Source organism: Sphingobium boeckii, from assembly GCF_014199215.1.
GTDB lineage: Bacteria > Pseudomonadota > Alphaproteobacteria > Sphingomonadales > Sphingomonadaceae > Sphingobium_A > Sphingobium_A boeckii.
This window is the reverse complement of the sequence record NZ_JACIJC010000001.1, coordinates 284759-311300: the sequence shown is the minus strand read 5'-3', so window position 1 is coordinate 311300 and position 26542 is coordinate 284759. Positions and strand designations below refer to the sequence as shown.

Genomic DNA, 26542 nt, shown 5'->3' with positions numbered 1-26542 from the left:
ATCAAGCGGACAGGACGCCAAGGTTCATTTGAACCTCCGTTGTCTCGGCGCGGCGGACGCGGTTGGCGACGCCCCGCAGAAAACCCGGTGTGTAGCGGGCATAATGTTTCTCAGTCGTGCGGCTGTCATCGTGGCCCATGAACTGCGCCAGCTCGCTCATCGGCGCGCCCGCCTCGGCTGCCCAGACCGCGCCGGTGTGGCGAAGCATATAGGCGGTGACATGGATCCCGCTGCGTTCGCTGGCTGCCTGGAACAGCTTTTTCACGTTGGCGATGCGCTTGCCCCCGCGTTCGATGACATAATCGGTCTGGCGGGCCGTCCACGCCAGCTTCAGTGCCTCGATCGCCTCGTCATTCAGCGGGATCGTTTCGGCCCGCTTCTTCGCGGTCCGGGTGCGGCCGGGCGGATTGAGATCGATCGTGCCCCGCTTCCAATCAACGCGATCCCATGTGAGATCGAGCAGCGCGGCCGGGCGTGCCATGGTGTATAACCCCAATAGCACATAGAGGCGGGCATGTGGTGCCTTCACCTGGGCGAAGAACGTCTCGAATTCCTGCTGCGACAGATGACGCTGTTTGCGATCAGGTGGCGCAGGCCGCCAGATCTCTGGCGCAGCATCGATCAACTTCTCATCCTTCGCCCAGCGCAGCGCGACGGACAGCATCGAGAGCTCATAGCGGATGGTGGCTGTGGCGGCCTTGCGCCGGGCGGCATAGCCGCGTGCCATGTCTTTATCGATCAGATTGGGGCTGACATCCCCCCAATAGGATTTCATTGCCTTCCACGCATCGGCCTGGCGGTCAGCAGTGACGATGCCCTCGGCCTTGCGATCCGCAAGGTAGGCCTCGACTAATCCGCCCACGGTCCTTCGAGAACGGTTGCCGAGCCGCCAGCGCTGGCGCGCCTCGGCCTCTGCCCCGATGCGATCGGGGGCGGCAAGAGCCTGTCTATGTCGGTTTCCATCCCCATCTCGCCAGACGATGGCCCATGCTCCGCGCAGTCGCTGGATGGTGAAAGGCTGGTCTGACATTCGAATCTCTCTACTTCGGCCGCACGGATGCGGATCAAATCGCCGATCCGGAAGGATTGCAACTCCTGCCGCTCGATCAGCTTGCGAATCACGCCTTCGCTGCAATCCCAATAGACGGCCAGAGTTTTGACCGTGAATGGCTTGCGAGGGTCAATTGGCTCGTATTTCACAGAGCGTTCCCTTTCACCGGATCAGCAACGTATCGAAGCCCTTGCGATCGCGCAGGGCAAAATAATCGATCATGGACATGCGACCTTCGCGGCGATCGTCGTCTGCCCAGCGCTGCATCAGGAAATCACCGTCGCGGCGTGCCTTGCGGCCGGCCACAACATTCCCCCTAGTGCCGCCGCGCGTGAGCCGGGCGGCCATGACGAGCGGCACGAGCTGCCGCCCGCGCACCGTCTGGCGATTATGAAAAGCCGCCTTGTGCGCCGCCGAGCAGAAGAGCTGACGGGGGCTGACGCTTTCGAACGTGGCGAGGCATTCCGGGCAGCGTGGCCCCGTGCGTGGCAGCGCTGCAGCCGCAGACGCGGTTTCCGGGCGTCCGGCGTTTTGAGGGCTATCGTGTAACACGGGGGCGCATGATGGCCGCGACATCAGTAAGGCGCCGCAGGAATCATCTGATTGGCGCGATCGAGCAGGATGTTGCCGTGGCACCAACGGCTGGTCGCCGGGCACCAACATTGAATGTCGCGGCCAGCAATGCTGGGTAGGCGATCGATCAACCGTGCGCGCCAGCGGTGCAGCGCCTCGATCTGGGCGGGGCAGAAGCCCAGGCGTTCGAGTGTCAGATCACCCAGCCTGCCATCGATCCAACGATCATAGAGCCGCACGGATTTGGCATGACCGAAGCGCTGGTGCGAAAATGGATTGCCGAAGATGGTGGGACGCCCGACATAGATGACGCCCTCGGGCGTGCGCGATCCCTTTCGGCGACTGCGCTGGATACGGACGGGCTGACGCTGAGTGTTGATCGAGGGGGCATAGCCCCCTCGATCCTGAGAGGGCTCGCTAGGCATATGCGCGGCCAACGCCAACGCCATCGCCAACGCCAACGCCATCGCCATAGCCAACGCCATAGCCAACGCCAACGCCAACGCCATCGCCATCGCCATAGCCAACGCCATCGCCATCGCCAACGCCAACGCCATCGCCATAGCCAACGCCAACGCCATCGCCAACGCCAACGCCATCGCCAACGCCAACGCCATAGCCAACGCCAACGCCAACGCCATCGCCATCGCCATAGCCAACGCCATCGCCATCGCCATCGCCATAGCCATCAGCTTGGCCGGCTTTCAGCACATAATGCTGATCGGATTCGGGCGTGAGCTTGAGGATTTCCGACATCGGCATGGCGGCGGCGATGACCCCAGCCTTCCTCGCCACGAGTTGGGCCACGCCGCTGCGACAAGCGCCGCCGACACGGATCACATCATCGGCGGTGAGGATCGGATCGTGTGGGTTCAAGCAACCCATTTTGCCCACGCGACATCGCTGATCGTGAAGATGCCCGTGATATCGTGGAGCATCGGGATATCGGCAGGCGCGCTGATCCGGCTTTTGCTGGTCGGGCCGCTTTCACACAATTCCATCAAGCCCCGCGTCGTGCCCCAGTATATAGCCATGCGCGCATTCTGCAGGGGCATCGCTTTGGCAAAGATATCCTGCGTCTCTTCAATTTCACCGGCGAAGACGCCGCGATGGACCGTCGTAACAAGTACTTTCTTCATAGCCATTTTCCTTTTGCTGGCTGGGTGGAACTGGGTGGATCACCGAAAAAGGGCGGACATCAGGACGATCGCCATGATCGCGACCGCCACAGCGACCAGAAGGCATCGGCCGGCGCCCGGCATTGCGGCGAGCGCCGCCTTGCAGGGATCGCATTCGCAGCCGGGGATATGATCGAGATTCTGTTTCATGCGGCGTGCCTTTCGGGACTTAGGGATGCGGGCCGCCAGCGGCCGGCGATGTCCGCCGCAAGGCGGGTGTCGAGGCGCTTCCATTGCGCCGGCTCCTGCCACCAGAGCATGGCCTCGACGCAATCGAGCCGGCGATGGGCCGCGAGATAGGGCAGCACTTCGGCGCCATGGACCTGCTCCATCATGGAGAGGATCACGTTTGGCGCACTGGCGCGGATGCCGGCGGGGAGCGCATTGGCCTCCTTGACCAGGGCCGCGTGGCAACGGGCGCGCGATATCGCGAGCGCCTCCAGCTTATCCGGGCCGCTGACATAATCGGCCCAATCCGTTTGCGGCCGGCAGCGATCGGTGATCTCCGCCCAATCCGCCGCGATCGCGCGCCAGACACGGATTTCGCCGCGCAGGAGCTCGGCCTTGTCGCCCTTGCCCTGCTCGATCAGCTTGGGGAGCTGCGCCTGGCGACGTTCAAGGGCGTCGCGCGCCTCTGTCGCGAGGGCTGGCCAATCATTGGCGAAAGCTGGTCGCTCGATCACGCCGCCCGTTCCTGCAGAGAGCGCCCGGCATCGATCATCATGTCGAGCGTGTGGACGGCATCGATCAGGCGGGCGGCGGCCTCGATCGCGCGATCGCGCTGGTGCACGAGCTTGACCCCGGTGCATTGCGCGCGGGCGATGCAGGCCATGGCGAGCGTGAACTGCGTTTCGAACAGATCATCGCCATTATCCCAATCGGGCTGATGATCCTCGACGAAATCCAACACGGCGTGGCCCGCGGGGCTGACACCATGGCGCAGATCGTCTGCGGGGTTTGCGCCGATCATGCCGACACCGCCCAGCGGATGATCTGGCCGCCCCAATAGAGGACGATCGCGATGGACAGCAGCATCATGGCGCGATCGAGGCGCTGGCGGGCTGCGGCGTCGGCGCGATCTTCCTTCGCCCAGATATCGGCCTGGATGCGATCGTGCTTCATGCCAGGCCTCCCACGGGGCCGGGGTGCAATGCGATCTTCCAGGCGGCTGCGCGTCGATAGCGGATCTGATTCAGGGGGCGGATCAGGGCATGGGCGCGCTCATAGCCGGCGAGGCGCATCGCCCAGGCAAAGGCCCGAGCCGACTGCAAACGATCTTCCGGGCGGCCATCCCGCGCGGCGAAGGCGCAATAGTCGCGGTAACAATCGCTGGCGGCCGTGACCACGGGGCCGACGCGGGCGATCCGAGCGGCGCACCAGCGTTCGAACAGCGGCAGATCCTGCAGCGGCTGAAGCTCTTCGGGCTGGCAGGTTCGCGTGATCTTTGGCCCGAAGACGAGGGCAGCGCCATCGGACCGCCACTGGCGGATGGTTACGGGATGTCCCTTGTACAGCGCCTGCGCGCCGATCGGGTGGGTATGTGGTTGCAGCATGTGCGCCTCCTGATGAAACAGGATTGCGTGTGAAGCATATTGCAATATGCTTTTCAAGCACAGAAACACACCTTGATATGTTTTTTGTTTGTTAACATGGTCCATATGAAGCAGGAGGGAGTTAGGAATATGGCATTTTGCCATGCCTGCGGGGGGCCGCTGGTTTCCGGAGCGGGGCTTTGTGGCGCATGTGGGACGCGGGTTATGATGCCTGGCCATTCATTCTCGGCGTCGAAGGGTGCTGCGCCTGATTTCAAAGGTCTGGGATGCGGACTAGCGCTGTTCGCAGGGGTAGCGGTCGCCTTCAGCCAGTGCAGCTCGGACGCGCCCAAGCCATCAGACCCCGCGATGTCCGCCAAGCCGCCTGTCGATCGCGCGGCCACGGAAGCACAATTCAAAAAGTGCGAAGCTGCAATCGTGGAAGGGAAGAAAATCGGCCTGATCCGTCAAACCCCATCTCCGCAGCGCGTGAACGTCGAGGATCGAGCCTGGGCTCTGCTGCCCGCCGATGCGAAAAAGGGGCTGGCGCTTACCGTAGGCTGTATTGCCAACGGCGGCCTACCTTTTAGTCATTTTGATATGATGGATCTGGACAGTTATAAATCAGCAGTGGTGTATGGCTATCGGAGCGGCAAGCGTTTGGCGCATGCCGGACCTTGGGGCGTTACACTGGAGTAGTCAGATCACACGGGCCTTATAACCGCCGATCACAATACCTTTGATTTCGATTGACGTAATATTCTGGGGCGGTCTCATGAGATCCAGCGGCGCTTGATGCAGCGGATCGTCGGAGCGCGGCCACAGCCACCGGCCCTTTTCATCAATGCGTAATTCTTTCACCGTCGCTTCTATCGTGTCGTCAGAGCAATGACTGTAAACGATAACATGGTCCCCATCGCGCGGCGGCCGAAAATCGAGCATGTCGACCCATATCACGACGCTCCCGGATGGATATTCAAGGTTCATCGAATTGCCGCGCACTTCCAGCGCCTTCGCCATGCCGCGAAATCGACCTGGGACCGGGATATCCACGGAATACCAAAGTGACTGATCCCAACTAACGGCTTCGCGAAACATACCGGCCTCGACATGGCCGGATACCCAAATTGCGGTGGGGCTCGACGGCTCGGGCATATCACCGCTGATTTTCCAGACAGGGACTTCGGTCGTCCTGGCCAGCTTGGCATAGGTTCGCAGATCAAGGGACTGGGAGTGTCCGTTGATAAAATTGTAAATCGAATTCTTGTCGACGCCAGAATCCTTAGCCCAGCGCGCGACCTTGAGATCGCGATCCAGAATGAAACGCCGCAAGATTTCGCGCTTTTCGTCGGGTGTTCTATCCATGCGGGGACATTTAACAGGCGCAAAACACATCCCGGTATGAATTTCTGATTGCAAAGCATATTGGGATATGCTTTTTGCCGGGCCATGGTTATCGACACTCTCGATCGGCTTCGTGCCGCGCTCAAACGTCCAGGCTTCACCAAGCGCGAGCTCGCGAAGCTGGCTGGTATCCACCACAACACATTGCTGGGTTGCGAAGAGGATAGCTGGAATCCCACCCTCGACACGCTCCGCAAGCTGGAACCTCATATTCCTCCTTTTGAGGCTGGGAATGGCCTCGCTCCATCCGATACCGCCATCGTTGCGAGCCCGTCACGGGGAATCGCCGGCGATTTTTCCCGCGGCGTCCCGGCATGAGCCGCCACGAAACCGTCCTTTCGCCCGACGAACAGGCCGAGGCACTGGCCGCGAAGAAGCTGATCCGCGCGGCAGGCGGGCTGGAAGATGCAGCGGCGCATACCGGAAAATCAACGTCAGCGCTCTCCCGTTACTGCCTGCCCAATTGCCCGGATTCGATGCCGGTGCGGGTGGCGATCGAGCTGGAGAGCGTGACGCACGGATCCGCCGGGCATCCGGTCATGACGCGGCTGATGGCGCAGCGGCAGGGCTTTGCTCTGGTGAAGCTACCCGATCCGATGGCGTGCTCTACGATCTGGAGCGGCTTCGTGGCCAAGTTGGCCAAGGAGGGCGGCGACGTGATGGCTGCCGTTTGCCGCGCGCTGGAGGACGATAACGACGTTTCCCCCGCCGAAGCGACCGCCACGCTGAACGACGTGCAGGAGCTGATCGACATCGCCGTGCAATTGCGCGCCGCGCTGGTCGAGCGTGCCGGCGCGGTGGCTCCCGGCTGGTGTGACGAAAGGGTGGTTTCATGATCAAGACAGTGGAACAGATCGACAATTGGCTGCGCGGCGCGGAGCCCGGCGACAGCATCACCTATGCCAAGGTGGCATTTCTGCCCCAGAAGGCACCGGGACCGCTGCATGTGCGGGGGCTGGCCGAGGCGGGTTTGCTGGCCCTGTGCCAGAAGCGCGCTCCGGGCAGCGTGTTTGCCTATATCGCGCAGCGCACCAGGGGCGGCGCAGAGCCGAAGCGACATCCGCGCTGCGGGACACGATCGCTGGTGGCGGGATCGGCGGAAAGCCGGTTCACCATGGCGATGATCGCCGACGCCGCGCGCCTGGGCCAGCGATGCCCGACGCTGGACGAATTCGCCGCGGCGCTGGGGCTGGGCAATGTGCACCGCGTGCGCCGCCTGCTCATCGGGCTGGAGGAAGCGGGCGAGATCGCGATCGACACGCACCGCATCGGCGCGGAGGCGGCGCGATCGATGACGCTGCTACGATCCGGCCTTTCCACGGCGCTGCCCCCCCTTTTCAGATCCTGTGCGGCGACTTCCCCCGCCGCACGGGTCGCCCCTGCGCGCATGGCCGATAGTGCGACCATCGGACACGCGCGCGGGGCCGCCGGCGAAGCGGATGCGGATCAGGTGTTGTGCCCCGCGCCGCGCCCCGCTTCGCCGGCATCAGATTATGGAATGGCGGCGTGACGTCGGAAGTCATCCTGAAAAGCGCGGGCAGCGGTAGCGCTGAGCATCTGGAAATGATCGAGCTGGTGGAGGTTATTCGGCAAGCCACGATGCACGTCATTCGGGATGTCGATGACCCGGCAATGAAGTCGTCGATTCTGATGGCTGCTGCGGCCACATTCGCTGGCACGATCATGGGGCACATGATCGTTGCCGGGCTGCTGCACGACCAGGATAAGAAGCGGGTAACGGATGCCATGGCGCGGAATTTCCGGACCGGCATCGACGTTGGCAAGCGTCGGGCGATGCGTGTGGCGTGCGATGAATTTGGCGGCAACGCCTGATGGGCAAAGGCACTTCACCCCGCACACTTGATTCCATGCGCGTCGAGACGATCGCGCTGGAGCGGACGGCGGTGCTTGGCATGGCCCGCCGCTATGCCAAGGGCGTGCGGGCGATGGTCTCGCAGCGGCGGCTGACGGCCGAGGAAGGCACGCTGGCGATCGAGCAGGTGAAGAATTTCGCCAATGGCGTGGCGGCAGGACTGCACCGGCACGAGATCGACCCCGTGGGCGCGCGCAAGGCGATACGCGCGGCGCTTCGCGAGGAAGGGTTGTTGGAGGTGCGCCGTGGCTGAAACCTCACTGATCGAATGGACTGATGCGACTTGGAACCCGATCACGGGTTGCAGCGTGATCTCGCCGGGTTGCAAGCACTGCTATGCGATGAAGCTGGCGGGCACACGGCTGCAGCATCACCGATCGCGCGCCGGTTTAACAGTGGCGACGAAAGCTGGGCCGGTTTGGACAGGCGAAGTTCGTTTCAATGAAGAATGGATCGCGCAGCCTTTACGATGGCGGCGGCCTCGCAGGGTCTTCGTTTGTGCGCATGGCGACCTGTTCCATGAAGATGTGCCGGATGCGTGGATTGATCGGGTGTTCGATGTGATGGAGGCTCGGCCGGCACGACATATCTTTCAGGTGCTTACAAAGCGCTCTGCGCGGATGCGAGATTATATCTCTGCGCGCTGGCGGTTGCCTGAAAGTATCGCCTTCTTCTATGATCTCTCCGAATCCACGCCACTATTCCAGGTGCCGGAGAATATCTGGTTGGGCGTGTCGATAGAAGATCGCGAGCGGATGCTGGCGCGCGGCGGCGATCTGGCGAACACGCCCGCTGCCAAGACATTCTGGAGCGTGGAACCGCTGATCGGTCCGCTGGGCACCATTCCCGACGATCTATTGCCGGACTGGATGATTGTTGGTGGCGAGAGCGGGGATGGCGCGCGGCCGATGCATATCCAGTGGGTGCGGATACTGCGCGATCATTGTGCGTCGGCGGCGGTGCCCTTCTTTTTCAAGCAATGGGGAGAATGGCAAGGCGGGCGGCCACGTCCGGCGGGCGCTCCGGGGCGCTTTGCGCTGGTACCCAACGAGAACCTTAGCTGGGCCGGTATAGCGTACACGGACAGCTACCCGCGCCAATTCTCTGCTTTTGGTTCCTCGGTCATGGAACGTATCGGCAAGAAAGCTGCCGGGCGCTTGCTGGACGGCGTCGAGCATAATGGTATGCCCGCATGAGCGTTTCAGTCGATATCCCCGCTGCGGAGCATGACGCTTTGGCAGGTGCCCTCGCGGCGTCGGAGGGCGTGGCGGATCAGCGTGGCCAGATTGTTCAGGACGAACTGCGCCCGCAGCTTGGGTTCCATGGACCGGATTTCGAGCCGATCCATGATGGCTTCTCCGGTGACCGTGACGCGCAGCCGATCATCGCGATCGGCGATCCTGAACGTGACGTCGCCAGTTTCGAAGACGTGTTGCGGGGGCTCGATGAGGGTCCAGTGCATTATATCATCGCTAACGGACGCCAGCACGGATCGCTAGGGGCGATCGTGATCGGGCCGGCGACGCTGTATCTGGGCGACGCCTATCGCATCCGCCCCCAGCTTGGGTGGCATGACGCGGATGTGATGGATCCGCCGTATGAATTTCGTGCCGAGGGTGGTGGGCATTATCGCGAGAGCCGCGGCGGGATGGATCAGATAATTGCGGAAGGGCTGAGTGGCGGGTTCGACCATTCGGTTATCAATCCGCTGATCTGCGGCGGCGTCGTCGTGTTTTGTCACAATGACCAGCTTTCGAAGTTGCTCCCCTATCTGGACGGCAGCTTCAAGCGCCAGGCTGTCTGCATCTGGCGCAAGAAGAACCCGCAGCCTGTGGCGAACAAGCATTACCGCCCGGTGATGGAATTCTACATCCACGCGTGGAACAGCGGCTTTCATCCGCGTGGCGCATTGGACGACCTCGATCGCCAGATCATTGCGATGTCGCCAAGAGGCGTTGAGAAGTTCGGTCATGCGACCGTGAAGCCCGATGCCGTGATGGATAAGATCATCCGCAATGTGGCGGGGGATAGCGTGTGCGATCCGTTCATGGGGACGGGATCGACGGGCGTGGCGACGGTGAAGGCCGGACGTCGCTTTACCGGGATCGAGCAGAATCCGGCACATTTCCTGACGGCGTGCCGACGGATCGCTGCATCGGTGAGGGCGATGATATGAAGAATTTAGAAGACGTTAACCGAATGCGCCGGAGCACAAATAGGTTAACAATAGGTTTCGCATTTACCACAAATTCACTTTTCGAACGCAATGACGTCAGCCTCCCCCTTGAGCGAGGCAAATATGGCGCAATTTTCGAATCTTCTATCACGCCGCAGCCTCGCCCTGCAGCGTCACTTATTGGCGCGCTGCGACAATTGCCCCTGCGGCGAGACGCCGCGTGAGCGAGCGCGCGTTGCGTTGCCGGTGCGGCCGGATGCCGAGCGTCCGGACTCGGCCCGCCCCAAACGGCGTAACCACCTGGGTTGAATGCCCCGGATGCGGCGCGACCGGCGCGCGGAGTGAAGACGCCGTGCGCGATGATGCGCTGGCGATCGCCGCGTGGAATTGCAGCGGAGGCAGCAAGATATGACGCGGCGTGCCTCATCTGCGCACGCCCTGGGGGGGGGCAGTCCGCACGCCCTGACGTTGCTGCCGGCATCGCATGGGCGCGCGCCTGGCGTGCCGCGAACCGCGGTGCATTCGACGCCATTTACGGACCGGAGCGGCGCTGCCCGCATTGCGGCCGATTTCAGGAAGGATTGAACGGATGAGCGGCGATTTGAACAGATCCACGATCATCGGGCGGCTGGGCGGCGATCCGGTGACCCGCACGACGGGTGGCGGCGTGGAGGTGGTCTCCTTTTCAATGGCGACCAGCGAGCGCTGGAAAGATCGCGACGGCGCGACGCAGGAGCGCACCGAATGGCATCGCATCGTGATCTTCAACGAGCAGATCGGCCGGATCGCCGCGCGCTATCTGCGCAAGGGCAGCCGATGTTTGATCGAAGGCGAGCTGCAGACGCGCAAATGGACCAAGGATGGCGTTGAGCGCAGCGTGACCGAGATCGTGGTGCAGCGCTATTCCGGGCTGCTGAAGCTGCTGGACGGGCGGCAGGCCGAGGTGGCTGACCGACCCGATCCGGGTGGTCGCGGCGCGGTGCCAGACCGGGATCCTCCCTCTGCGTCGCCCGACCTCGACGACGATGTGCCCTTCTAACCTCCCATTCGATCCGGCGTGCGCGCCACCGATGATAAACCCGCTTTAGCCCGATTTTCGGGGGGATTTCCTGACTGTGACTGTTTCGCAACTCCCCTCGCCCATGTGCACGGCGGCCCTGCAATATGCGCGCCATGGCTGGCCGGTGTTTCCCTGCCGCGAGCGGGATGAAACCATTCAGCAATTCGGGGGCAAGGAGAAGGTTTTCCGCGCGAAAGCGCCTTACACCGGCACCGGCTTCAAGGATGCAACGACCGATGAAACCCGCATTCGCGCCTGGTGGAAACAGCATCCCGACGCGCTGATCGGTTTGCCCACGGGCGTGAATGGTTGCTTCGTGCTGGATTTCGATCCGCGCGAAGATCCGGAATCCGGCGAGGTCTGGACGCTGGAATCGCTGAAGGCCGATCTGGAAGCCCAGATGGGGTGCGCCCTGCCGCCTTCGCTGACCGCCATGACGCAGAGCGATGGCGTGCATGTGTATTTCAAGCAGCCAGCGGGCGAAGACATCAGGAACCGCGGCAACCTTCCCCGGCATGTGGATGTGCGCGGCCATGGTGGCTATGTGATCGCACCGCCCAGCGTGATGAAGGAAACCGGCGCGCGCTATCGCTGGCTGCGCGGCAAGCTGGGCGACGCGATCGCCGAAGCACCGCCGGCGCTGATCGAGATCCTCCGATCCCCGAAAGCGAAAGCTGCGCGGGAGGATCAGGCTGCGCCGGATCGCCCGGCCTCACCGCCGCCGCAGCGCCAGGACATGAGCGATCCGGCCAATACCGTGCGCCGCAAATATGCCATGACCGCGCTGAACGAGGAATGCGCGACATTGGCCGCCACGCCGATCGGCGGCGGCCGGCATGGCGGCCGGAACAACGGCATCTATTTCGCGGCGCTGAAACTGGGGGGCTATATTCCGGGCGGCTGGCTGGCGGAATCCGTGGTGCGAGCCGCCCTGCAGGGCGTGATCCGCGGCATGGCGCACAATGAAGATCCAGCGGGCGCGGAAAAGACGCTGGAGAATGGGCTGGCCGATGGCATGGCCAATCCACACGACCTTTCCGACGTGGGCACGCGGGCGGGACGATCGAACCCCGCAAGCTCTGCCCAACGAACGTCATCATCATCCTCATCCCCTCCTTCCCCCCGCCCCGGATCCGACGACGAATATGAGCAAAGCTCCCGCGGGGGAGGATCGCCGGCCAAGGCCGCGGACAAAGGATGCGGGCCGGGCAAGGATGGGGGCTGGGCGGACGATCTGACGCTGGAATGCGGGTTCCTGCCACAAACGGACCTTGGCAATCTGGAGCGCTTCCTGGCGCGCTATGGCAAGAATTTCCTCTATGTCGAGGCGTGGGGCTGGCTGGCGTGGGACGGACAGCGCTGGAATCGCGACATGGCCATGCCACTGCTCGGCCGCGCGGTGCAGGATACGATGCGCGCGATCCAGCAGGAATCGGTGCTGATCCGATCGAGCGGCGTGCCCTTTCCGCCCGAGGATGGCGATATCGAGCTGCATGACGATGATGATGCGGATGACGGTGGTGGCGGCACGCGCTTCATCCGCGACCTGATCAAGAAGAAGAAGAAGCTCAAATCCGACATGTGGTATCGCCAGCGCCTACTGGCGCGCGACACTGGTGGCGAAAGCCCGCGGCATGACGCGATCGTCCAGGTGAAGAGCAATGGCGATATCGTGCTGCTCTCCGACAAGGTGGGTGCCTGGGGGCGCGCGTCGGAAGGGGCTGGCCATATCACGTGCATCGCCAAGATGGCGGAGGCGCGGCTTTCGGCGAAGACCGATGAATTCGACGGCGATCCGCTGGCCATCAATCTGCAGAATTGCGCGCTGCAATTCCATCGCCCGGAAGGCGACAAGGCGGCCTGGGTAGAAGAGCGCGGGCATCGTCGCGAGGATCGCATGACGAAGATCGCGCGGGTCGCCTATGATCCCAAGGCGTGCTCGCCGATGTTCGATGCCTTTCTGGCGCGCGTGCAGCCCAATGTGGAGATGCGCGACTGGCTCGATCGATGGGGCGGCTATAATGCGCTTGGCCTGGCCGATGCGCAGAAGATGGCTGTTTTCCATGGCGAAGGCCAGAATGGCAAGGGCGTGTGGGTGCAGACGCACGCATGGCTGCTGGGTGACTATGCCTGGACCACCGGCATCGATACTTTCATGGACGCCGGCAAGAAGCGCACGGGCGGCGGGCCGACGACCGATCTGGCCGCCCTGGCGGGCCGGCGCATGGTCTATGCGAACGAACCCGATGACAGCTCCAAATTCTCCGACGGGCTGGTCAAATCGCTGACCAGCGACGAGCCGATCGGCGGCGTGCGCGAGCTGCTGAAGCCGCCGTTCGAACTGCCGGTGACCTTCACCAACACCATCATGGCGAACAACCTGCCCCGGATCGGCACCGATTACGGCATCCGGCGACGAATGCAGGTGGTGCCGTGGGGCGTCATCATTCCGACCGAAGAGCGAGACGATCGACTGAAGATCAAGATCCGCGACGAATTATCCGGTGTGCTGAACCGCATGATCGCGGGCGCGCTCGCCTATCTCACCGACGGGCTGCCGATGCCGCAGGAGATGATCGAAGCGACGCAGCAATATCATGAGGAAAACGACATCCTGATGACCTTCCTCGATCTCTGCGTCGCGCGATCGCCGGGCGACAAGCTGGGCGCGACGGCGCTGCACCGATTGTTCGAAGCCTGGCAGACCTGGGCGCAATTGCTGCCCGCCTCGGGCAAGGCATGGTCCGCCAAATATCTCAACGCCCAGATGCAGAAGAAGGGCTTCAAGATCAACAAGGCGAGCACGATGCAGTGGCACGATATCCTGCCGCGATACGATGCCACCGACTTCACCGATCACGAGGGCAAACCCGTGGAACGCGATCTGGGGCCGCCCAGACATGTGGACAAGGCATCAGCCGGCGCGCCGATCGTGGCGGCCCCGGCGGGCGCTGCAGCGCCACCGGCAGAGCCCCTCCCTGCGCCCCCGCCCCCTCATCCGCATCCCGATTATGATGACGATTTGCCGCCATGATGCTCCCTTCCTCCCGTCCGGAGCCATGAACGGGAGGATTGCGACACCTTGGGAAGCCCTGATTTCTGCCGTTTAGGGAGGATGGGAGCTTGCGGGAGGCACATTGCAACCACTCACCTCACATGCGCCGGCGCGGGCGCGCGCACAAAACAACCATAGGATACACTCCCATGCTCCCTAATACTCCTTATCTTATTGAAAAGAATGAAATACATCCTCCCTTAGACCCTCGAAAAGAAAGGGAGGGCGGGAGCTTCTTCGATTTCGACCTGGTGCAAGAGCGTTTGATCGCCGCCATGCTGATCTGCTGGCGGATGCCAGATCGCGAGACGAGCTGGCTTCATGTTAAAGCGCATTGGCCGGACGTCCTTCGGCACAACTTCTTCGGCGACTATGGCGACACCGAAGCTATGCCCCGCGCGGCTGCGCTCACCCGCCGTGATGTGGCCGAGATGGAAGAGGCGTTCGCCTGGATGGCGTTCGTGAAGGATCGTGACCGCAAGCTGGTGGCAATGGCGGTCTCGCGGCTCGCGCGGGGGGATAATCAGGTGGCCTGGGGTTCGCTCAAGAAGGCGATGGGCGTGCAATTCGGGTCCGATGGGCTGCGCAAGCGTTATGGCCGTGCGATCGAGAGCATATGCAAGGCGCTGAATGCGGCCAAAGTCCTCGGGTGCGCGTGATCAAGTGGGTTTATCTGCATATGCGAAAATAATGTTTGTCCACATTGGCGGCCTTTTAGGGCTATAGACCGATAGGCTTGGGCGAGCGTCATGCTGATGCTCACCAGCTTCGATCCTCCCTCGGAACCCTGCAGCGCCCGCCTCGGTCTCGATCGTGGCGGGCGCTGGCATTTTGGATACAGCACATGGGCCGATTGAAGAGCGCGCCGCCTCGGTTGCGTGCGTTGGAGCCGCGGCTGCGTCCGGCACCGAAGATCCCGGACCCGTTCTATCAGAGCAAGGAGTGGCGATCGTTGGTCGCGTCGATCAAGCGCGAACGCGGATCGCGATGCCAGCGGCACGGATGCGTCTCGGTCGAAAGGATCATTGCTGATCACATAGTCGAGCGCAAAGACGGCGGAGCCGATCTGGAGCGGTCCAACATCGAGCTGCTGTGCTTTACGCACCATCAACAGAAGACGGCTGCCGCGCGGCGCAGGAGGGCACGAGGTCAAGCCTGAGCCGGGGGGGGTGTTAAAAGTCTGCAGACCTATGCGGCCATCACCGCCGTCCCCCTCACGCGGAGATTTTTTAATGTCGGACTGGGATTTTGACCTGCTGGGCGATCCCATTCCGGAAGGCATGGGCAAGCGCGGGCGGCCGCCGCATTTGGTGACGCTGGAAAATCGGCGGAAAGTCATGGTGTTGGCTGCGTTCGACAAGAACGAAGACCAAATTGCCGCGGCGCTTTCGATCTCCACGCCCACGCTGAAGAAGCATTATTTTCGAGAATTGCGATCCCGTCTGGAAGCCCGCCACCGCCTAGAGGGCAAGCTGCTGGGGTCGCTGTTGACGGAGGTTGACAAGGGAAACGTCTCTGCGGTCGATAAGCTGTTCAAACGCCTGGACAAGCATGACCTGGTGAAGCTGGCGGCCCGCGTCTCCGAGCGCGGCAGGCCCGAGCGGACGGCACCGAAAGGCAAAAAGGAGATGCAGCGCGAGGCGGCGGGACAGGTCGGCGGCAAATATGCGACACCGCCCGCGCCCAGGCTGATCAACTGATGCAGTGGTCAACGGCCTGTACGGATTGGGAAGACCGCATCGTGGAGGGGGAATCACTCATTCCCTTCGCCCCGCTCTTCCCGGACGAGGCTGCAGCCGCACTAGCCGTGTTCAAGGGACTGCGGATCGTCGATGCGCAGGGGTCGCCGACGTTCGGCGAAGCCTGCGATCAGTTCGTGTTCGACTTCGTATCAGCCATCTTTGGCGCTTATGATCCGGAAAATGCGCAAAGGCTGATCCGCGAATTCCTGCTGCTGATCAGCAAGAAGAATTCCAAATCGACGATCGCGGCGGGCATCATGCTCACTGCTCTGATCCGCAACTGGCGCATGTCGGCCGAGTTGCTCGTGCTGGCACCAACGATGGAGGTGGCGAACAATTGCTTCAATCCGGCAGCCGACATGGTGCGCGCGGATCCCGAGTTGACCGAGCTGCTGCAAGTGATCGATCATAAGCGCACGATCAAACATCGCACGACCAATGCCGAGCTGAAGATCGTGGCGGCGGACAAAGAAGTTGTTTCGGGAAAGAAGGCGGCATTCGTCCTGGTGGACGAGCTGTGGCTTTTCGGAAAAAAATCGGGTGCCGACGCCATGTTGCGTGAGGCGACCGGCGGCCTGGTATCTAGGCCGGAAGGGTTCGTGATCTATCTCACGACGCATAGCGACGAAGCGCCTGCGGGGATCTTCAAATCGAAGCTGGAATATTTCCGGGACGTGCGCGACGGCCTGATTGACGATCGATCGAGCTTGGGCGTGCTCTACGAATGGCCCGAAGCAATGATCGAATCCGAGGCATATCTCGAACCGGATAATTTCTACGTCACGAATCCCAACCTGGGGAGATCGGTCAACCAGCAATGGCTGGAGGACGAGCTTCGCAAAGAGCTGCGTGGAGACGGCGAAGGAAAGCAGATATTCCTCGCCAAGCATCTGAACGTCGAGATTGGCTTGAAGCTGCGGCGAGACCGGTGGCGTGGCGCAGATTATTGGGAGGATGCTGGCGAACGGGAGCTTAATCTGACTTCGTTGCTGGCGCGTAGTGAGGTGGTGGTGGCCGGAATTGATGGTGGCGGCCTGGACGATTTATTCGGCCTGTGCGTTGCCGGTCGCGAGAAAGTCACGAAACGCTGGCTCTATTGGACACGCGCATGGGTGCAGGAATCCGTGCTGGATATGCGCAAGGAAATCGCGCCGCTCCTGCGAACCTATTCGGAGCAAGGTGATCTGGTCATCTGCACCACCGTTGAACAGGATATTACTGAAATTTCAGCGCTGCTGGCCGATGTCAAAGACACCGGACTGCTACCCGATAAGGCGGCAATCGGCCTAGATCCTCAAGGCGTCGGCGTACTGATCGACGCGCTTTCGAACGAAGGCTTCACCGACGACCAGATGGTGCCGGTGAGTCAAGGATTTCGTCTGGCATCCGCCGTGTGGAGCCTCGAGCGTAAATTGAAAGATCGCAGCGCGCTGCATGGCGGGACGGACATGATGGCCTGGTGCGTCGGCAATGCGAAAGCGGAACAGAGGGGCAATGCCGTGCTGATCACGAAAGAGACGGCAGGCAAAGCCAAGATCGATCCGCTCATCGCGGTTTTCAACGCGACAAAACTGCTTGAGCGCAACCCGGAGGCGGCGGGATCGATCGACGCCTGGATGGAAAGCCTCGCCGCGTGAGCGTCGTCGGCAATATGCTCAGCTATTTCCGCCGCTTCGTGGTGACGGACGGGACGTCGCGGATCGACAATCGTCCCAGTGACAGCGGTGAGCGCGTCGAGGAAATGGACGTCCTGGCGCTGTCAGCCGCATGGGCGTGCGTCAATTTGAATGCAGGTAACGTCGCCTCGTTGCCGCTGATGGTTTATAGAACGAACCACGCGAACGATCGGGAAGTGGCGCGTGATCACCCGCTGTATCGTCTGTTGCACGATGCACCCAATGCGGAGCAGACACCTCTGGATTTCTGGGAGGGGGCGCAGGCCAGCATTGAGCTCAAGGGCAATGCTGTCGCGTTGAAGACATTTGGCGTTGGCGGCAACGTGGTTGCCCTGGAGCCGATGGCCTGGGATTGGACGGGTGTTCGTCGCAATGGCGCTGGCGAAATCGAATATGAGTATAAGGGCGAAAAATATTCGTCGGCGGACGTGCTGCATATCCGTGGGTTCGGCGGATCGCCCCTTGGTGGATTATCGACGATCGCCGCTGGCGCAAACACATTTGGCCTGGCGAAAGCGATAAACCGCACGGCAGGTTCCATGTTTCGCAACGGCATCGTATCCAGCGGAATCCTGACATCGGACAAGATGTTTCCGCCGGAAAAACGCAAAGAAGCTGAAGGTTTGCTGCAATCGAAATTCGCGGGGGCGCTCAACAGCGGGCGGCCCATGCTGTTGGATAATGGGCTGAAATGGGAAGCGCTCACGATCAATCCCGACGACGCCCAGATGCTGGAATCGCGGGGTTTCTCAGTGGAGGAGGTCTGCCGGTTTTTCGACGTGCCGCCGTTCATGATCGGGCATACAGAGAAATCGACAAGTTGGGGAACCGGCCTTGAACAGCAGACGCTGGGCTTCGTAAAATTCAAGCTGCGTCGTCGCCTGCGCCGCATCGAGCAGTCGCTGGAGCAGCAGCTCCTGACCGCTGCGGATCGCGGCGCTGGCATCAAGATCGAATTCAACCTTGAAGGTTTGTTGCGCGGCGATAGCGCGGGGCGGGCATCCTTCTACGGCTCCGGCCTCGATAAGGGATGGCTGACCATCAACGAAGTGCGCCGGTTCGAAAATCTGCCGCCAGTGCCTGGCGGCGATGTTCCCCGGCTCCAGATGCAAAACGTACCGATCACAGAGGCCACGGGCACGACGCCCCTGATCTCCGACTAGGAATTGCCCATGCTCCAGAAAAACAGCGGCCTGGCGCTCGACGTGAAGGCGTTAGGCGAAGATGGCGTGATCGAGGGCTATGCGTCCGCGTTCAACGTGATCGACAGCTATGGCGAGATGGTTGCACCGGGCGCATTCAAAGGATCCCTGGCATCGGCCAAAAAGGAAAAGCGTTCGATCAAGATGTTGCTTCAGCATGATAGCTGGCAGCCGATCGGGGTCTGGGACGAACTGGCCGAGGATGAAAAGGGTTTGCGCGTAAAAGGTCGGCTGCTGATTGAAGTGTCACCCAAGGCGGCAGAGACCTACGGCCTGGTGCGCGAAGGTGCGCTGGACGAATTGTCGATCGGTTACCGCGAAATCGAGACGGCACCCGATCGAAGCCAGGACGGGGTGACCATCTTGAAGAAGCTCGATCTGCGCGAAGTATCGATCGTGACCTTCGGGGCGCTTGGGCGCGCGGCTCATATCGACGAAATCAAATCGTGTTTGGAGGCCGGCAAAATGCCGACTCTCCGTGAATTCGAGGGTTTCCTGCGGGATGCAGGTTTCTCCCGGAGCAAGGCTGAAGCGATCGCCGCATCGGCCAAGCAGCATCTTCAGGGGGAGCCTGGAGGAAAAGCAGCAGACGACATGCGCAGGTTTATCGAACGCCTGCGCGCTTGACCTTAATCCTCTGGAGACACTGACATGACGAAATCCCTTATTACCGCACTCGCGGTATCTTGCCTCATCCTGGTCGGCATGGCCGCCATGCCGGCGGCCGCCCATGCCATCAGCGCCTTCGGCGATGGCGGCGTGATGCTCGCGATCCTGGCCGCATCGCCCAGACATCTCGGCCCCATGACAAAGAGCGAGCGGCGCATGGGTCGTTATATGCGTGACGCCGAGGATCATCCGACCGGTAAAACCGTGGAAGAGTTGGCGGATTCGCTGCGCAAGTCGATCGACGAAAAGCACAAGCTGGTCATGAAAACCGCCGACGACGCATTGGCGGAAGCAAAGAAGGCCGGCGGACTGAGTGAAGAAACAAAAAGTTCGACTGACAAGGTGTTGACCGAGATCAATACCATGCGCGAAACGCTGGCAGCGCTCGAACAAAAGATGGCGCGGAAGCCTGGCAGCGATGAAGACGAAAGCAAGTCATACGGTGCGCAGGTTGCCGGATCCGACAAGTTCAAGTCGTTCCAGGGCGGGGGCTATCAAGGTAGTGCGCGCTTCGAATTGAAGGGTCTGCCGTGGGGCCGCGTGAAGGCGATCACGGCCGCCCAGGCGGGCACGGCATGGTCCGACCGCGATAACACGGTTACCAGCCTCCCGCAGCGGCAGATGACCGTGCGGGATCTGCTTAGCGTCGTCGCCACCACCAGCGGTTCGATCGACTATGCGCGCCAGACCACACGCACGAACAATGCGGCGGTCGTAGCCGAGGGCGCGACCAAGCCAACGTCGACTTATGTCTGGGAACAGGTCAACGCAGTCGTTCGTGTCATCGCCCACCTTGCCAAGATCACGCGGCAGGCAATGGACGACGCCGTGCAGCTCCAAGGCGAAGTCGATGCCGAGATGCGCTACGGACTGGCCTATGCGGAAGAGGGCGAGTTGCTTACCGGCGATGGTACCGGCCAGCATCTTTCGGGCCTCGTGACCAACGCCACAGCCTATGCTGCGCCGATCAATCCGGCGGGCACCGAAACGATGATCGATATCATCCGCATTGCGCTGCTGCAGGCGGAGCTGGCGCTTTATCCGACCGATGGCGTGGTGATGAACAACGCCGACTGGGCGGCGATCGAGCTGACCAAAGACACTGCTGGCGGATATATTTTCGCCAATCCGCAGCAGCTTGCCGGGCCACGCCTCTGGGCCAAGCCGGTCGTGGCGACGCCGGCTATGACGATCGACAAGTTTCTTGTCGGAGGTTTCAAACTGCAGACGCTTTACGATCGCATGGCACCCGAGGTTCTAATCGCGTCGGAGAATTCCGATGATTTCGAAAAGAATCTCTACACCATGCGCTGCGAAGAGCGTGTGGCGCTGGCAGTCAAGAAGCCCGGCGCGCTGATCTACGGCGACTTCGGCAACGTCTGATGCAGTGGGCGGGCTTCGGCCCGCCCCGTTTCATCCATCGAAAGGAATTGATCATGACCGACGAGGTCAAGGTTGAAGTGCTGCGCACTATGAACAACGGTGAGTTCAATCCGGGTGATATTCGGACCGTGACGCACCTGGACGCGACCAGGCTGATCGGCACCGGTGCCGTCAAGCTGGCTACCAAGAAGGCTGCCCCGCTCGATAACAAAATGGCGGCGGTCAACAAGAACAAGACGCCCGCGCCGAAAAAGGTTGCCGCGCCTAAGAAGAGCGGCTGAGATGTATCGGACGCCAGCAGCCCGCCGCGCCGCCGCGGATGCCGCCGGGAAAGCGCCGGTCAATTCCGCTCTACCCGCCATCACCGGCACCAGAACACAGGGACAGACGCTCACCTGTTCGACGGGCACATGGAGCCGCGCACCGAGCTTCGCCTATCAATGGATTCGTGATGGCGTGCCCATCAGCGGCGCCACGGCGGCGACCCGTGTGCTCGCCGCCGGCGATGTTGGTGCGACGTTGCGTTGCGCCGTCACGGCCCTGGCTAACGGCGTCCGCGTCAAAGCAAAAAGCCTCGCCACCACCGCGATCATCGCGGCTTAAAGGAAGCCACATCCATGGCACTTGAACCGGTCATTACGACAACGGCGGGCGATCCGCTGGCGGGCCTCGATCTTGGCGTGAAAGGTCTGGCGTTGGCCAACCTTATCGCCGATTGGGCGGGCGAGAATATCCTCGGCGATCTCACTGCCTCGCCAAACGCGCTGTCGATCGCTGGGCGGCTGAAGTCCATCGTCGACAACGTCGATGGACTGGAGGCGCTCATCGGATCCACGAACACGCTGCTCACGACGCAGAACGGGTTCGTTGACGGCCTGGAAGCGCTTGTCGCGGCCACGAATGCTGCCCTGACGACGGGCAACGCGAACACCGACACGCTCGAAACGCTGATCGGTGCGCTGAACGGCTATGTTGATGGCCTTGAGGCTTTATCCAGCGCCATGTCCGCCAAGCTCCCCGCGACGCTCGGTGCCAAGACCGCGGCGCTCAGCATGTCGATGGCCCCGGCCTCCGACGCGGTGTTCGCCGTCGGCATGGCAGGCTCCACGACCGGCACGACCAGCACGGTGGAAGGCGCAGCGGCATCCACCACCCTGCTCGCGGCCAATGCCAACCGTATGGGTGGGTCGATCGTCAATGAAAGCACGGCGATCTGCTATATCCTGCTTGGCAGCGGCACGGCGAGCGCCACGAATTACAGCTATGCGATCGACGGCATGGGCACCAGCGCGGTCGGCGGCATCTTCGAGATTCCCGACGATTGGAAGGGCATCGTCAAGGGCTATTGGGCGAGCGCGACCGGCAATGCGCGCGTGACCGAGAGGACCGCATAATGGGTGGCCCCGTCACGCAGCCGGTATCGGCAGCCGCATCAGCATCATCCTTCGGCCGCCCGCCCAAGATCGTCGTTGTCGGCGACAGCATTGCCGCGGCCATCGCCGGCAATGGGCTTAGTAGCCCGTGGTTTTGGGCGCAGGTCCGAAAGCCTCGGCTCTATGCCTGGAACAACAAAGGGTGGGACGGCTCGAACGACTCCTACAACCTCGCCCGCAGCGGATCATGGTCCGGCGCTACGACCGGCCACGCTGCGACCACGACATTCGGCACCAACACGCCGGACATGAATACCGCGCTGGTGCGCAATGCGGTGAATGCCATTTCGCCAGACATTTGCGTGATCGAGATCGGCACGAACGATCGGGGGTCGACCGCCTATAACGAGACGTTTGCGAACGTGAAATCGTTCGTCGGCCAGACCAATGCCAAGAAATATATCGTGGTTTCCATTCTCCCGCGCGCAAGTTCGGCCGGAAACTACATGCACACAAATGCGCTCTATCGCTATTGGCAGACGGTCGATTCACGCATCCATTACATGGATCTGTATCCCGAGTTTCTGGACGACACGAGCGCGACGAACGGTCTGATCGGTGGTGCGGGCGGCGGCGCTACGGCGGTCACCTTTGATGGACTCCATCCCAGCACATTCGGCGCGCGCGCGGCTCGCGACAAATGGGACGTGATGATGGACATCCTCGGCGTCCCGGTCGTTGATTATATCGCGGTCGGCCAGATCGGAAACTACAATGCCAGCGACCAGCCCTATGGGAATCTGGTCGGCGACCGCGGTGCGTTCATCGGGACGTCGGGCGGCAAGGGCACCGGGGTCACCGGCAATGTCGCGACAGGCTGGGATATGGGCGGTGACGGCTCGGGCGAAATCACTTGCGTCGCCGCGAAGGACACGATTGTCGTCGATGGCGTGACCCATGTCGCGCAGAAGTTGACTTTCACTGCCACCACCACTTTGACCCAGGGGCGATCCGTTTCGCTCGGGATGGGCGGCGGCGGCTTTGCTTCGCCCGGCGCTGGCATTCTTTGCTATGCGAGCGCGCTCGTGCAGATTGAAAATCTCATCGGCTGCAACGGGTTCATGTTGCAATTGAACGGCGCGACGCTGGGCGGCTATGACAACAATACCGGTGCCGTGACCCCTGCGGCTAATCTGGTGCCGACGGTAACCGAAATACTGAAAATGCGCTATCCGGGCACTATGGCGCTGCCATCCGGCGCGGCGGGGATGCCGTTTTTGGTCTCGTTCAACAAGGGCGTCACAGCCGGCGCTCTGGGGAGCATCAAGATCGCGCAGGCTGGCGTCTGGCCGCTGCCGGCGACGCTGCCGTAATGGTCCTGGCGCGTCGTAAATCGTTCAGGCGGGTGGCGCTGCGCCGGCAGCCTACGCCTACGCCTACGCCTGCGCCGGGTACCTTTATCCCGAACCCACAGGTTCCCCCAACAGTAATAGCGTCTTCGACCAATATCGGCTTCCGAGACACCGGTGTAGAGGCTCATTTCGTCAAATTTGATACTGGCGGCGTCGATCATGATTTCCGCCTGTATCTGAACATGATCGATATCAATAATGGCTGGTGTTACGCTCGCGGAAATAGCGACCACTTCACTTTACATAGAGTTATCGACGGCGTTCTAAGCACCACTGGGCTGGGGCCATGGATTTATCAGGCCGTACCTCAAGCATGGAACCTGTATTCAGTAATAGAAGCCCGTGTGGAAACTAACGGCGCGTTAGGCCTGTATCTTGATGATGAATTAGTTCCTGCATCTGTGATATCTGGATCATCCGTCAACACGTTTCAGCCGGATCGAGGCACGGGTGTCAGCTTCGCTAAAGCCTCTGGGGGCGCTGCTAGCAATATCATTTATGGCGTTGGAGGTGTCGATCTTCGAATCCCTGATGTTCGATATGACATTGCTAACAATTGGTTCGAAATCGACATTCTCTACAGCGATACGCCATCCGGCTATAAATATACGTTGAACAACGGCTCCGAGAACGATGCGGTTTTGCTCACCAACACAGTTGCGGGTGAAGCCACCTTGCGGACCTTGCCAATCGGCGGAAGCGTCGGCGCTATCACGGTTAAAGCTATTCTTAATGACAATCCGACAATCAATAAAACAGCAATTATAACCGTTCCGGCACCTGCTCAGTTCGGCATGAACCTCGCCGGCCTTAGCTCTTATGGATACGAACGAGCCTATACCAATCTTTTACTCGCATCAGGCTGGCAAGACGGGACTCTGCTCGACAATCCCGAGGCGCTACCCGGATCAGCGCACATCAATCTCGATGGTGAGCCTATTAGTTCACCAAATGGGACACATAATCCTTCAGGCCATCTTGTCGCAGGCATAACCAGACCCGATACACCGGGATCAGTTGTTCGTGTCGAGTGGGATGGTGAGGCGGTAACTAGCCTTTTGGCTGATGGCGTCACGGTCACCGGAGAGACATCCGGAGCCAATTTCAGGCAATTTACCTATGGGCACGATTGGACCGGCCCGAAGCGGGTGATGTTTCATGTCCATTCCACCAATCCAGCCAATCACATGCGAAACATCGTTGCGTGCGAGCTTGATCGGGACCCCACGGTCGATTTGTTCACGCCTGAGTTTATCGCGCGTCAGAATGAATTTAATGGCCCAATGCGTCTGATGGATTTTTTGAATACGAACAACCTTCAGACATTTGAAGGCGACTGGGATGAGCGCACTCCCAACGGAAGGCTAAATGTTTTTCGTCCGTATGGCATGGCCATTGAGAACGTCATCACACTTATCAACGCGGTTGGAAAAGATGCTTGGGTCAACACCCCGCCTTTTGCATCTGACGACTATGTTCGTGGCTTCTTCACGGCCCTAAATAACGGAGTCAACCCTGGAATTACACTTTACGCCGAGGTCGGAAACGAGTGGGGCAACGCCGCATTCGGACTCTACCATAGGGCGCGTCAGAAAGCGTATGACAATGGTCGTGCTACTTTAGAGGAATTTACCGACGGCGGCGGCGCGATGGCAACGCGCAACGAGCAGGCTTTTCAGCATCAGCGACAGATGACAATATTGGACAGCCTCGGCGCGCCCACAGGACGCTTTGTGCGGGTAATCACTGCAATGGGGACCAGCAACGAACTGAATCTTGTGACGCAGCGCGGCGCTACGCGCACGGATGCTATCTGTAACGCACCCTACTTCGGTGGAAGCATGACTCCTTCTATGTTCGATGGTTCGCTGGAAACAATTTTCGCCACAGCGCGAAGCATGATGAACACGACATGGAACAATTACGCTTCTACAAATGCCGCTTATAAAGCGGCTGGCCTTCGTGCGATATGCTACGAATGGCAACAGCATGTGGTATTTCCAGAGAATGGATATACGCCTGATCAAGAGGCCAAGTTGAGAGCCTTCCAAACGGATGATCGGATGCGTGAGTTGATCAGAGATGGGCTATTGCGCTGGGCTTCTGATTTTGGCGATGTGCTGTGCTTCTTCAATAGCATTGGCGAACCGCACCCATATTATGGGTCATGGGGGGCAAAGAAAAACCAGAACGCGACGCTAGAGGAATCGCCCAAATGGGCAGGCTTCCTTGAAGCCCAAGCCGCGATTTAAGGATGTTTAACATGGATGAATTATTGGCAAAAAAGGCGCAGCTTGAAAACGATCTGGCGATTTTCAGGCATTCGTTGATTCAAGCGCGCTCGTTTGCAAATCAAGAACAGCGGGCGGAAGCCGTGGCGCGCTGCCAAAAGCTCGTCACAGACGTAGAGGCTGAGATCGAACAGGTGACCGCCGAAATCGCGGCGCTCTCATAGATTTGCCAATGGCCCCGAAGCCGATGAGCATCATCGCCCAGGTGGCGGGTTCTGGGACCGCTGGCGCGCTGTCGTCGTACACATAGGTAACCGAATAATTCATGACCGCATTGTCGCCACGGCCCGTGATCTGCGTGATCCCGTGCGGCGCGCCGGTCAATTGCGTGTAGTTCATGGCCGCGGATTGGCTGGTTATCACATAGATGGAAGCGAAGCCGGGGCCGATCAGCAGGGCAAGAGGGTCGATCGAGCCAGAGGCGCTGCCGGAAGCGGTCCCCGCAGTCTCATAATATGACGATGGCGCAAACGGGCCGACGAGGCCGGGCGCAAAATCCGTGATCTCACCGATCGTGCCGCTTGCGCCGCCCGATGAAACATAAAGCCCAAATTTACCGCCCCACGAAGACTGAAACGATACCGGTCCGCCAACAGGCGAGCCGGAAACCGCGATGTGATCTTGGACGTAGCCGCCGATGGAAAAGAGGATTTGTTGCAGCGTGCCGGCTGCTGGATTGAATTTCGCGATCTGGCCCGCGCCGCCGCTTGTTGACAGATTGCCCGTCTGAACGATCGTCGCAGCCTCTACCGGCGCAGCAAATCCAAGCGCGGCCGTGGCCGCAAGTATCGCGAATCGTTTCATAAAGATCTTCCCCAAGAATTCGGGGATTATGGTTTCTAAATTATTAACTGTCCAATGCCGCGGAAATGCTGCGTCAAAATGGGACAAT

The 26542-nt window shown here is 60.9% G+C and carries 34 protein-coding genes and 1 pseudogene; 22 read left to right on the top strand and 13 right to left on the bottom strand.

Annotated elements, in window-relative coordinates; all coding sequences use genetic code 11:
- Nucleotide 1: 1 nt before the first annotated feature.
- The 11 genes and pseudogenes from FHS49_RS01640 to FHS49_RS01590 form a co-directional block, all read right to left on the bottom strand.
- Entirely contained in the window at nt 2–1030 is a 1029-nt protein-coding gene (locus tag FHS49_RS01640) for a tyrosine-type recombinase/integrase (protein WP_246350192.1), read from the bottom strand.
- 14 nt (nt 1031–1044) lie between these two features.
- Nucleotides 1045–1200: pseudogene (locus tag FHS49_RS19945) on the bottom strand (excisionase family DNA-binding protein); the annotation flags it as partial.
- 13 nt (nt 1201–1213) lie between these two features.
- Nucleotides 1214–1603 (bottom strand): hypothetical protein, encoded by a 390-nt coding sequence (locus FHS49_RS01630; RefSeq protein WP_184014567.1) that lies wholly within the window; start codon nt 1601–1603, stop codon nt 1214–1216.
- 23 nt (nt 1604–1626) lie between these two features.
- Nucleotides 1627–2097 carry a DUF4326 domain-containing protein gene (locus tag FHS49_RS01625; RefSeq protein WP_184014566.1) on the bottom strand — a complete coding sequence of 157 codons (471 nt, stop codon included), beginning with the start codon at nt 2095–2097 and terminating at the stop codon, nt 1627–1629.
- Nucleotides 2042–2500 carry a hypothetical protein gene (locus FHS49_RS01620; protein WP_184014565.1) on the bottom strand — a complete coding sequence of 153 codons (459 nt, stop codon included), beginning with the start codon at nt 2498–2500 and terminating at the stop codon, nt 2042–2044. Before FHS49_RS01620 ends, FHS49_RS01625 begins: the two co-directional genes overlap by 56 nt.
- Entirely contained in the window at nt 2497–2763 is a 267-nt protein-coding gene (locus FHS49_RS01615; RefSeq protein ID WP_184014564.1) for a DUF6948 domain-containing protein, read from the bottom strand. The genes FHS49_RS01620 and FHS49_RS01615 overlap by 4 nt, the downstream gene beginning before the upstream one ends.
- Nucleotides 2764–2802: 39 nt before the next feature.
- The gene (locus FHS49_RS01610) at nt 2803–2952 is read right to left on the bottom strand and encodes a hypothetical protein (protein WP_184014563.1); all 150 of its coding nucleotides are present in this window, start codon (nt 2950–2952) and stop codon (nt 2803–2805) included.
- Nucleotides 2949–3485: a hypothetical protein gene (locus FHS49_RS01605; protein WP_184014562.1), complete on the bottom strand. Its 537-nt coding sequence runs from the start codon at nt 3483–3485 to the stop codon at nt 2949–2951. Before FHS49_RS01605 ends, FHS49_RS01610 begins: the two co-directional genes overlap by 4 nt.
- Nucleotides 3482–3772: a hypothetical protein gene (locus FHS49_RS01600; RefSeq protein ID WP_184014561.1), complete on the bottom strand. Its 291-nt coding sequence runs from the start codon at nt 3770–3772 to the stop codon at nt 3482–3484. Before FHS49_RS01600 ends, FHS49_RS01605 begins: the two co-directional genes overlap by 4 nt.
- Nucleotides 3769–3924 (bottom strand): hypothetical protein, encoded by a 156-nt coding sequence (locus tag FHS49_RS01595; RefSeq protein ID WP_184014560.1) that lies wholly within the window; start codon nt 3922–3924, stop codon nt 3769–3771. Before FHS49_RS01595 ends, FHS49_RS01600 begins: the two co-directional genes overlap by 4 nt.
- Complete coding sequence (locus tag FHS49_RS01590) at nt 3921–4355, bottom strand: hypothetical protein (RefSeq protein ID WP_184014559.1); 435 nt, start codon at nt 4353–4355, stop codon at nt 3921–3923. Before FHS49_RS01590 ends, FHS49_RS01595 begins: the two co-directional genes overlap by 4 nt.
- Before the next feature lie 204 nt (nt 4356–4559).
- Between FHS49_RS01590 and FHS49_RS01585 the strand changes: the two genes are divergently transcribed.
- Nucleotides 4560–5033: a hypothetical protein gene (locus FHS49_RS01585; RefSeq protein WP_184014558.1), complete on the top strand. Its 474-nt coding sequence runs from the start codon at nt 4560–4562 to the stop codon at nt 5031–5033.
- Here the strand turns inward: FHS49_RS01585 and FHS49_RS01580 are convergent, their stop codons facing one another.
- Nucleotides 5034–5948, bottom strand: a complete 915-nt coding sequence (locus FHS49_RS01580; protein ID WP_184014557.1) for a LexA family protein — start codon at nt 5946–5948, stop codon at nt 5034–5036. It abuts the gene before it with no gap.
- Nucleotides 5949–6052: 104 nt separating this feature from the next.
- On the opposite strand from FHS49_RS01580, the gene FHS49_RS01575 reads away from it, so the two are divergent.
- The 21 genes from FHS49_RS01575 to FHS49_RS01475 all read left to right on the top strand — a co-directional run bounded on the left by FHS49_RS01575 (nt 6053) and on the right by FHS49_RS01475 (nt 25814).
- The gene (locus tag FHS49_RS01575) at nt 6053–6574 is read left to right on the top strand and encodes a phage regulatory CII family protein (protein WP_184014556.1); all 522 of its coding nucleotides are present in this window, start codon (nt 6053–6055) and stop codon (nt 6572–6574) included.
- On the top strand, nt 6571–7248 hold the full coding sequence (locus tag FHS49_RS01570) for a hypothetical protein (protein WP_184014555.1): 678 nt from the start codon (nt 6571–6573) through the stop codon (nt 7246–7248). Before FHS49_RS01575 ends, FHS49_RS01570 begins: the two co-directional genes overlap by 4 nt.
- Nucleotides 7245–7571 (top strand): hypothetical protein, encoded by a 327-nt coding sequence (locus FHS49_RS01565; RefSeq protein WP_184014554.1) that lies wholly within the window; start codon nt 7245–7247, stop codon nt 7569–7571. The genes FHS49_RS01570 and FHS49_RS01565 overlap by 4 nt, the downstream gene beginning before the upstream one ends.
- Nucleotides 7572–7606: 35 nt before the next feature.
- Nucleotides 7607–7864 (top strand): hypothetical protein, encoded by a 258-nt coding sequence (locus tag FHS49_RS01560; protein WP_184014553.1) that lies wholly within the window; start codon nt 7607–7609, stop codon nt 7862–7864.
- Nucleotides 7857–8807: a DUF5131 family protein gene (locus FHS49_RS01555; RefSeq protein WP_184014552.1), complete on the top strand. Its 951-nt coding sequence runs from the start codon at nt 7857–7859 to the stop codon at nt 8805–8807. Before FHS49_RS01560 ends, FHS49_RS01555 begins: the two co-directional genes overlap by 8 nt.
- Complete coding sequence (locus FHS49_RS19510; protein ID WP_246350189.1) at nt 8804–9787, top strand: DNA methyltransferase; 984 nt, start codon at nt 8804–8806, stop codon at nt 9785–9787. Before FHS49_RS01555 ends, FHS49_RS19510 begins: the two co-directional genes overlap by 4 nt.
- A gap of 589 nt (nt 9788–10376) precedes the next feature.
- Nucleotides 10377–10826 (top strand): single-stranded DNA-binding protein, encoded by a 450-nt coding sequence (gene ssb / locus FHS49_RS01545; protein WP_184014551.1) that lies wholly within the window; start codon nt 10377–10379, stop codon nt 10824–10826.
- Between the two features lie 103 nt (nt 10827–10929).
- A complete protein-coding gene (locus tag FHS49_RS01540; RefSeq protein ID WP_184014550.1) occupies nt 10930–13881 on the top strand; it encodes a phage/plasmid primase, P4 family in 2952 nt (983 codons plus the stop codon).
- A 122-nt stretch (nt 13882–14003) separates the two neighbouring features.
- Nucleotides 14004–14561 (top strand): DUF6362 family protein, encoded by a 558-nt coding sequence (locus FHS49_RS01535; RefSeq protein ID WP_246350186.1) that lies wholly within the window; start codon nt 14004–14006, stop codon nt 14559–14561.
- 185 nt (nt 14562–14746) lie between these two features.
- Nucleotides 14747–15061: an HNH endonuclease signature motif containing protein gene (locus FHS49_RS01530; RefSeq protein ID WP_184014549.1), complete on the top strand. Its 315-nt coding sequence runs from the start codon at nt 14747–14749 to the stop codon at nt 15059–15061.
- Nucleotides 15062–15134: 73 nt separating this feature from the next.
- The gene (locus FHS49_RS01525; protein ID WP_184014548.1) at nt 15135–15602 is read left to right on the top strand and encodes a hypothetical protein; all 468 of its coding nucleotides are present in this window, start codon (nt 15135–15137) and stop codon (nt 15600–15602) included.
- Complete coding sequence (locus tag FHS49_RS01520) at nt 15602–17281, top strand: terminase large subunit (protein WP_184014547.1); 1680 nt, start codon at nt 15602–15604, stop codon at nt 17279–17281. The genes FHS49_RS01525 and FHS49_RS01520 overlap by 1 nt, the downstream gene beginning before the upstream one ends.
- Nucleotides 17278–18483 carry a phage portal protein gene (locus tag FHS49_RS01515; protein WP_184014546.1) on the top strand — a complete coding sequence of 402 codons (1206 nt, stop codon included), beginning with the start codon at nt 17278–17280 and terminating at the stop codon, nt 18481–18483. Before FHS49_RS01520 ends, FHS49_RS01515 begins: the two co-directional genes overlap by 4 nt.
- Nucleotides 18484–18492: 9 nt before the next feature.
- The gene (locus FHS49_RS01510) at nt 18493–19149 is read left to right on the top strand and encodes an HK97 family phage prohead protease (RefSeq protein WP_184014545.1); all 657 of its coding nucleotides are present in this window, start codon (nt 18493–18495) and stop codon (nt 19147–19149) included.
- 135 nt (nt 19150–19284) lie between these two features.
- A complete protein-coding gene (locus FHS49_RS01505; RefSeq protein ID WP_184014544.1) occupies nt 19285–20574 on the top strand; it encodes a phage major capsid protein in 1290 nt (429 codons plus the stop codon).
- 53 nt (nt 20575–20627) lie between these two features.
- Nucleotides 20628–20855, top strand: a complete 228-nt coding sequence (locus tag FHS49_RS01500; protein ID WP_184014543.1) for a hypothetical protein — start codon at nt 20628–20630, stop codon at nt 20853–20855.
- Between the two features lies 1 nt (nt 20856).
- The gene (locus tag FHS49_RS01495; RefSeq protein WP_184014542.1) at nt 20857–21177 is read left to right on the top strand and encodes a hypothetical protein; all 321 of its coding nucleotides are present in this window, start codon (nt 20857–20859) and stop codon (nt 21175–21177) included.
- Nucleotides 21178–21191: 14 nt separating this feature from the next.
- Nucleotides 21192–21968, top strand: coding sequence for a hypothetical protein (locus FHS49_RS01490; RefSeq protein WP_184014541.1), 777 nt, complete (start codon nt 21192–21194; stop codon nt 21966–21968).
- On the top strand, nt 21968–23320 hold the full coding sequence (locus tag FHS49_RS01485) for an SGNH/GDSL hydrolase family protein (protein ID WP_184014540.1): 1353 nt from the start codon (nt 21968–21970) through the stop codon (nt 23318–23320). Before FHS49_RS01490 ends, FHS49_RS01485 begins: the two co-directional genes overlap by 1 nt.
- Nucleotides 23320–25611 (top strand): hypothetical protein, encoded by a 2292-nt coding sequence (locus tag FHS49_RS01480; RefSeq protein ID WP_184014539.1) that lies wholly within the window; start codon nt 23320–23322, stop codon nt 25609–25611. Before FHS49_RS01485 ends, FHS49_RS01480 begins: the two co-directional genes overlap by 1 nt.
- Nucleotides 25612–25622: 11 nt before the next feature.
- Complete coding sequence (locus FHS49_RS01475) at nt 25623–25814, top strand: hypothetical protein (protein WP_184014538.1); 192 nt, start codon at nt 25623–25625, stop codon at nt 25812–25814.
- Here the strand turns inward: FHS49_RS01475 and FHS49_RS19505 are convergent.
- Nucleotides 25756–26541, bottom strand: a complete 786-nt coding sequence (locus tag FHS49_RS19505; protein WP_246350184.1) for a PEPxxWA-CTERM sorting domain-containing protein — start codon at nt 26539–26541, stop codon at nt 25756–25758. The genes FHS49_RS01475 and FHS49_RS19505 overlap by 59 nt on opposite strands.
- Nucleotide 26542: the final 1 nt, after the last annotated feature.

What these genes read in the sequence shown, in the direction of transcription:
- FHS49_RS01640 (WP_246350192.1), bottom strand. Translation starts at nt 1,030, where the DNA reads ATGTCAGACCAGCCTTTCACCATCCAGCGACTGCGCGGAGCATGGGCC.
- FHS49_RS01625 (WP_184014566.1), bottom strand. Translation starts at nt 2,097, where the DNA reads ATGGCGATGGCGTTGGCGTTGGCGATGGCGTTGGCGTTGGCCGCGCAT.
- FHS49_RS01615 (WP_184014564.1), bottom strand. Translation starts at nt 2,763, where the DNA reads ATGAAGAAAGTACTTGTTACGACGGTCCATCGCGGCGTCTTCGCCGGT.
- FHS49_RS01610 (WP_184014563.1), bottom strand. Translation starts at nt 2,952, where the DNA reads ATGAAACAGAATCTCGATCATATCCCCGGCTGCGAATGCGATCCCTGC.
- FHS49_RS01600 (WP_184014561.1), bottom strand. Translation starts at nt 3,772, where the DNA reads ATGATCGGCGCAAACCCCGCAGACGATCTGCGCCATGGTGTCAGCCCC.
- FHS49_RS01595 (WP_184014560.1), bottom strand. Translation starts at nt 3,924, where the DNA reads ATGAAGCACGATCGCATCCAGGCCGATATCTGGGCGAAGGAAGATCGC.
- FHS49_RS01590 (WP_184014559.1), bottom strand. Translation starts at nt 4,355, where the DNA reads ATGCTGCAACCACATACCCACCCGATCGGCGCGCAGGCGCTGTACAAG.
- FHS49_RS01585 (WP_184014558.1), top strand. Translation starts at nt 4,560, where the DNA reads ATGATGCCTGGCCATTCATTCTCGGCGTCGAAGGGTGCTGCGCCTGAT.
- FHS49_RS01580 (WP_184014557.1), bottom strand. Translation starts at nt 5,948, where the DNA reads ATGAGGTTCCAGCTTGCGGAGCGTGTCGAGGGTGGGATTCCAGCTATC.
- FHS49_RS01575 (WP_184014556.1), top strand. Translation starts at nt 6,053, where the DNA reads ATGAGCCGCCACGAAACCGTCCTTTCGCCCGACGAACAGGCCGAGGCA.
- FHS49_RS01570 (WP_184014555.1), top strand. Translation starts at nt 6,571, where the DNA reads ATGATCAAGACAGTGGAACAGATCGACAATTGGCTGCGCGGCGCGGAG.
- FHS49_RS01560 (WP_184014553.1), top strand. Translation starts at nt 7,607, where the DNA reads ATGCGCGTCGAGACGATCGCGCTGGAGCGGACGGCGGTGCTTGGCATG.
- FHS49_RS19510 (WP_246350189.1), top strand. Translation starts at nt 8,804, where the DNA reads ATGAGCGTTTCAGTCGATATCCCCGCTGCGGAGCATGACGCTTTGGCA.
- ssb (WP_184014551.1), top strand. Translation starts at nt 10,377, where the DNA reads ATGAGCGGCGATTTGAACAGATCCACGATCATCGGGCGGCTGGGCGGC.
- FHS49_RS01540 (WP_184014550.1), top strand. Translation starts at nt 10,930, where the DNA reads ATGTGCACGGCGGCCCTGCAATATGCGCGCCATGGCTGGCCGGTGTTT.
- FHS49_RS01535 (WP_246350186.1), top strand. Translation starts at nt 14,004, where the DNA reads ATGCGCCGGCGCGGGCGCGCGCACAAAACAACCATAGGATACACTCCC.
- FHS49_RS01530 (WP_184014549.1), top strand. Translation starts at nt 14,747, where the DNA reads ATGGGCCGATTGAAGAGCGCGCCGCCTCGGTTGCGTGCGTTGGAGCCG.
- FHS49_RS01525 (WP_184014548.1), top strand. Translation starts at nt 15,135, where the DNA reads ATGTCGGACTGGGATTTTGACCTGCTGGGCGATCCCATTCCGGAAGGC.
- FHS49_RS01520 (WP_184014547.1), top strand. Translation starts at nt 15,602, where the DNA reads ATGCAGTGGTCAACGGCCTGTACGGATTGGGAAGACCGCATCGTGGAG.
- FHS49_RS01510 (WP_184014545.1), top strand. Translation starts at nt 18,493, where the DNA reads ATGCTCCAGAAAAACAGCGGCCTGGCGCTCGACGTGAAGGCGTTAGGC.
- FHS49_RS01505 (WP_184014544.1), top strand. Translation starts at nt 19,285, where the DNA reads ATGCTCGCGATCCTGGCCGCATCGCCCAGACATCTCGGCCCCATGACA.
- FHS49_RS01500 (WP_184014543.1), top strand. Translation starts at nt 20,628, where the DNA reads ATGACCGACGAGGTCAAGGTTGAAGTGCTGCGCACTATGAACAACGGT.
- FHS49_RS01495 (WP_184014542.1), top strand. Translation starts at nt 20,857, where the DNA reads ATGTATCGGACGCCAGCAGCCCGCCGCGCCGCCGCGGATGCCGCCGGG.
- FHS49_RS01490 (WP_184014541.1), top strand. Translation starts at nt 21,192, where the DNA reads ATGGCACTTGAACCGGTCATTACGACAACGGCGGGCGATCCGCTGGCG.
- FHS49_RS01485 (WP_184014540.1), top strand. Translation starts at nt 21,968, where the DNA reads ATGGGTGGCCCCGTCACGCAGCCGGTATCGGCAGCCGCATCAGCATCA.
- FHS49_RS01480 (WP_184014539.1), top strand. Translation starts at nt 23,320, where the DNA reads ATGGTCCTGGCGCGTCGTAAATCGTTCAGGCGGGTGGCGCTGCGCCGG.
- FHS49_RS01475 (WP_184014538.1), top strand. Translation starts at nt 25,623, where the DNA reads ATGGATGAATTATTGGCAAAAAAGGCGCAGCTTGAAAACGATCTGGCG.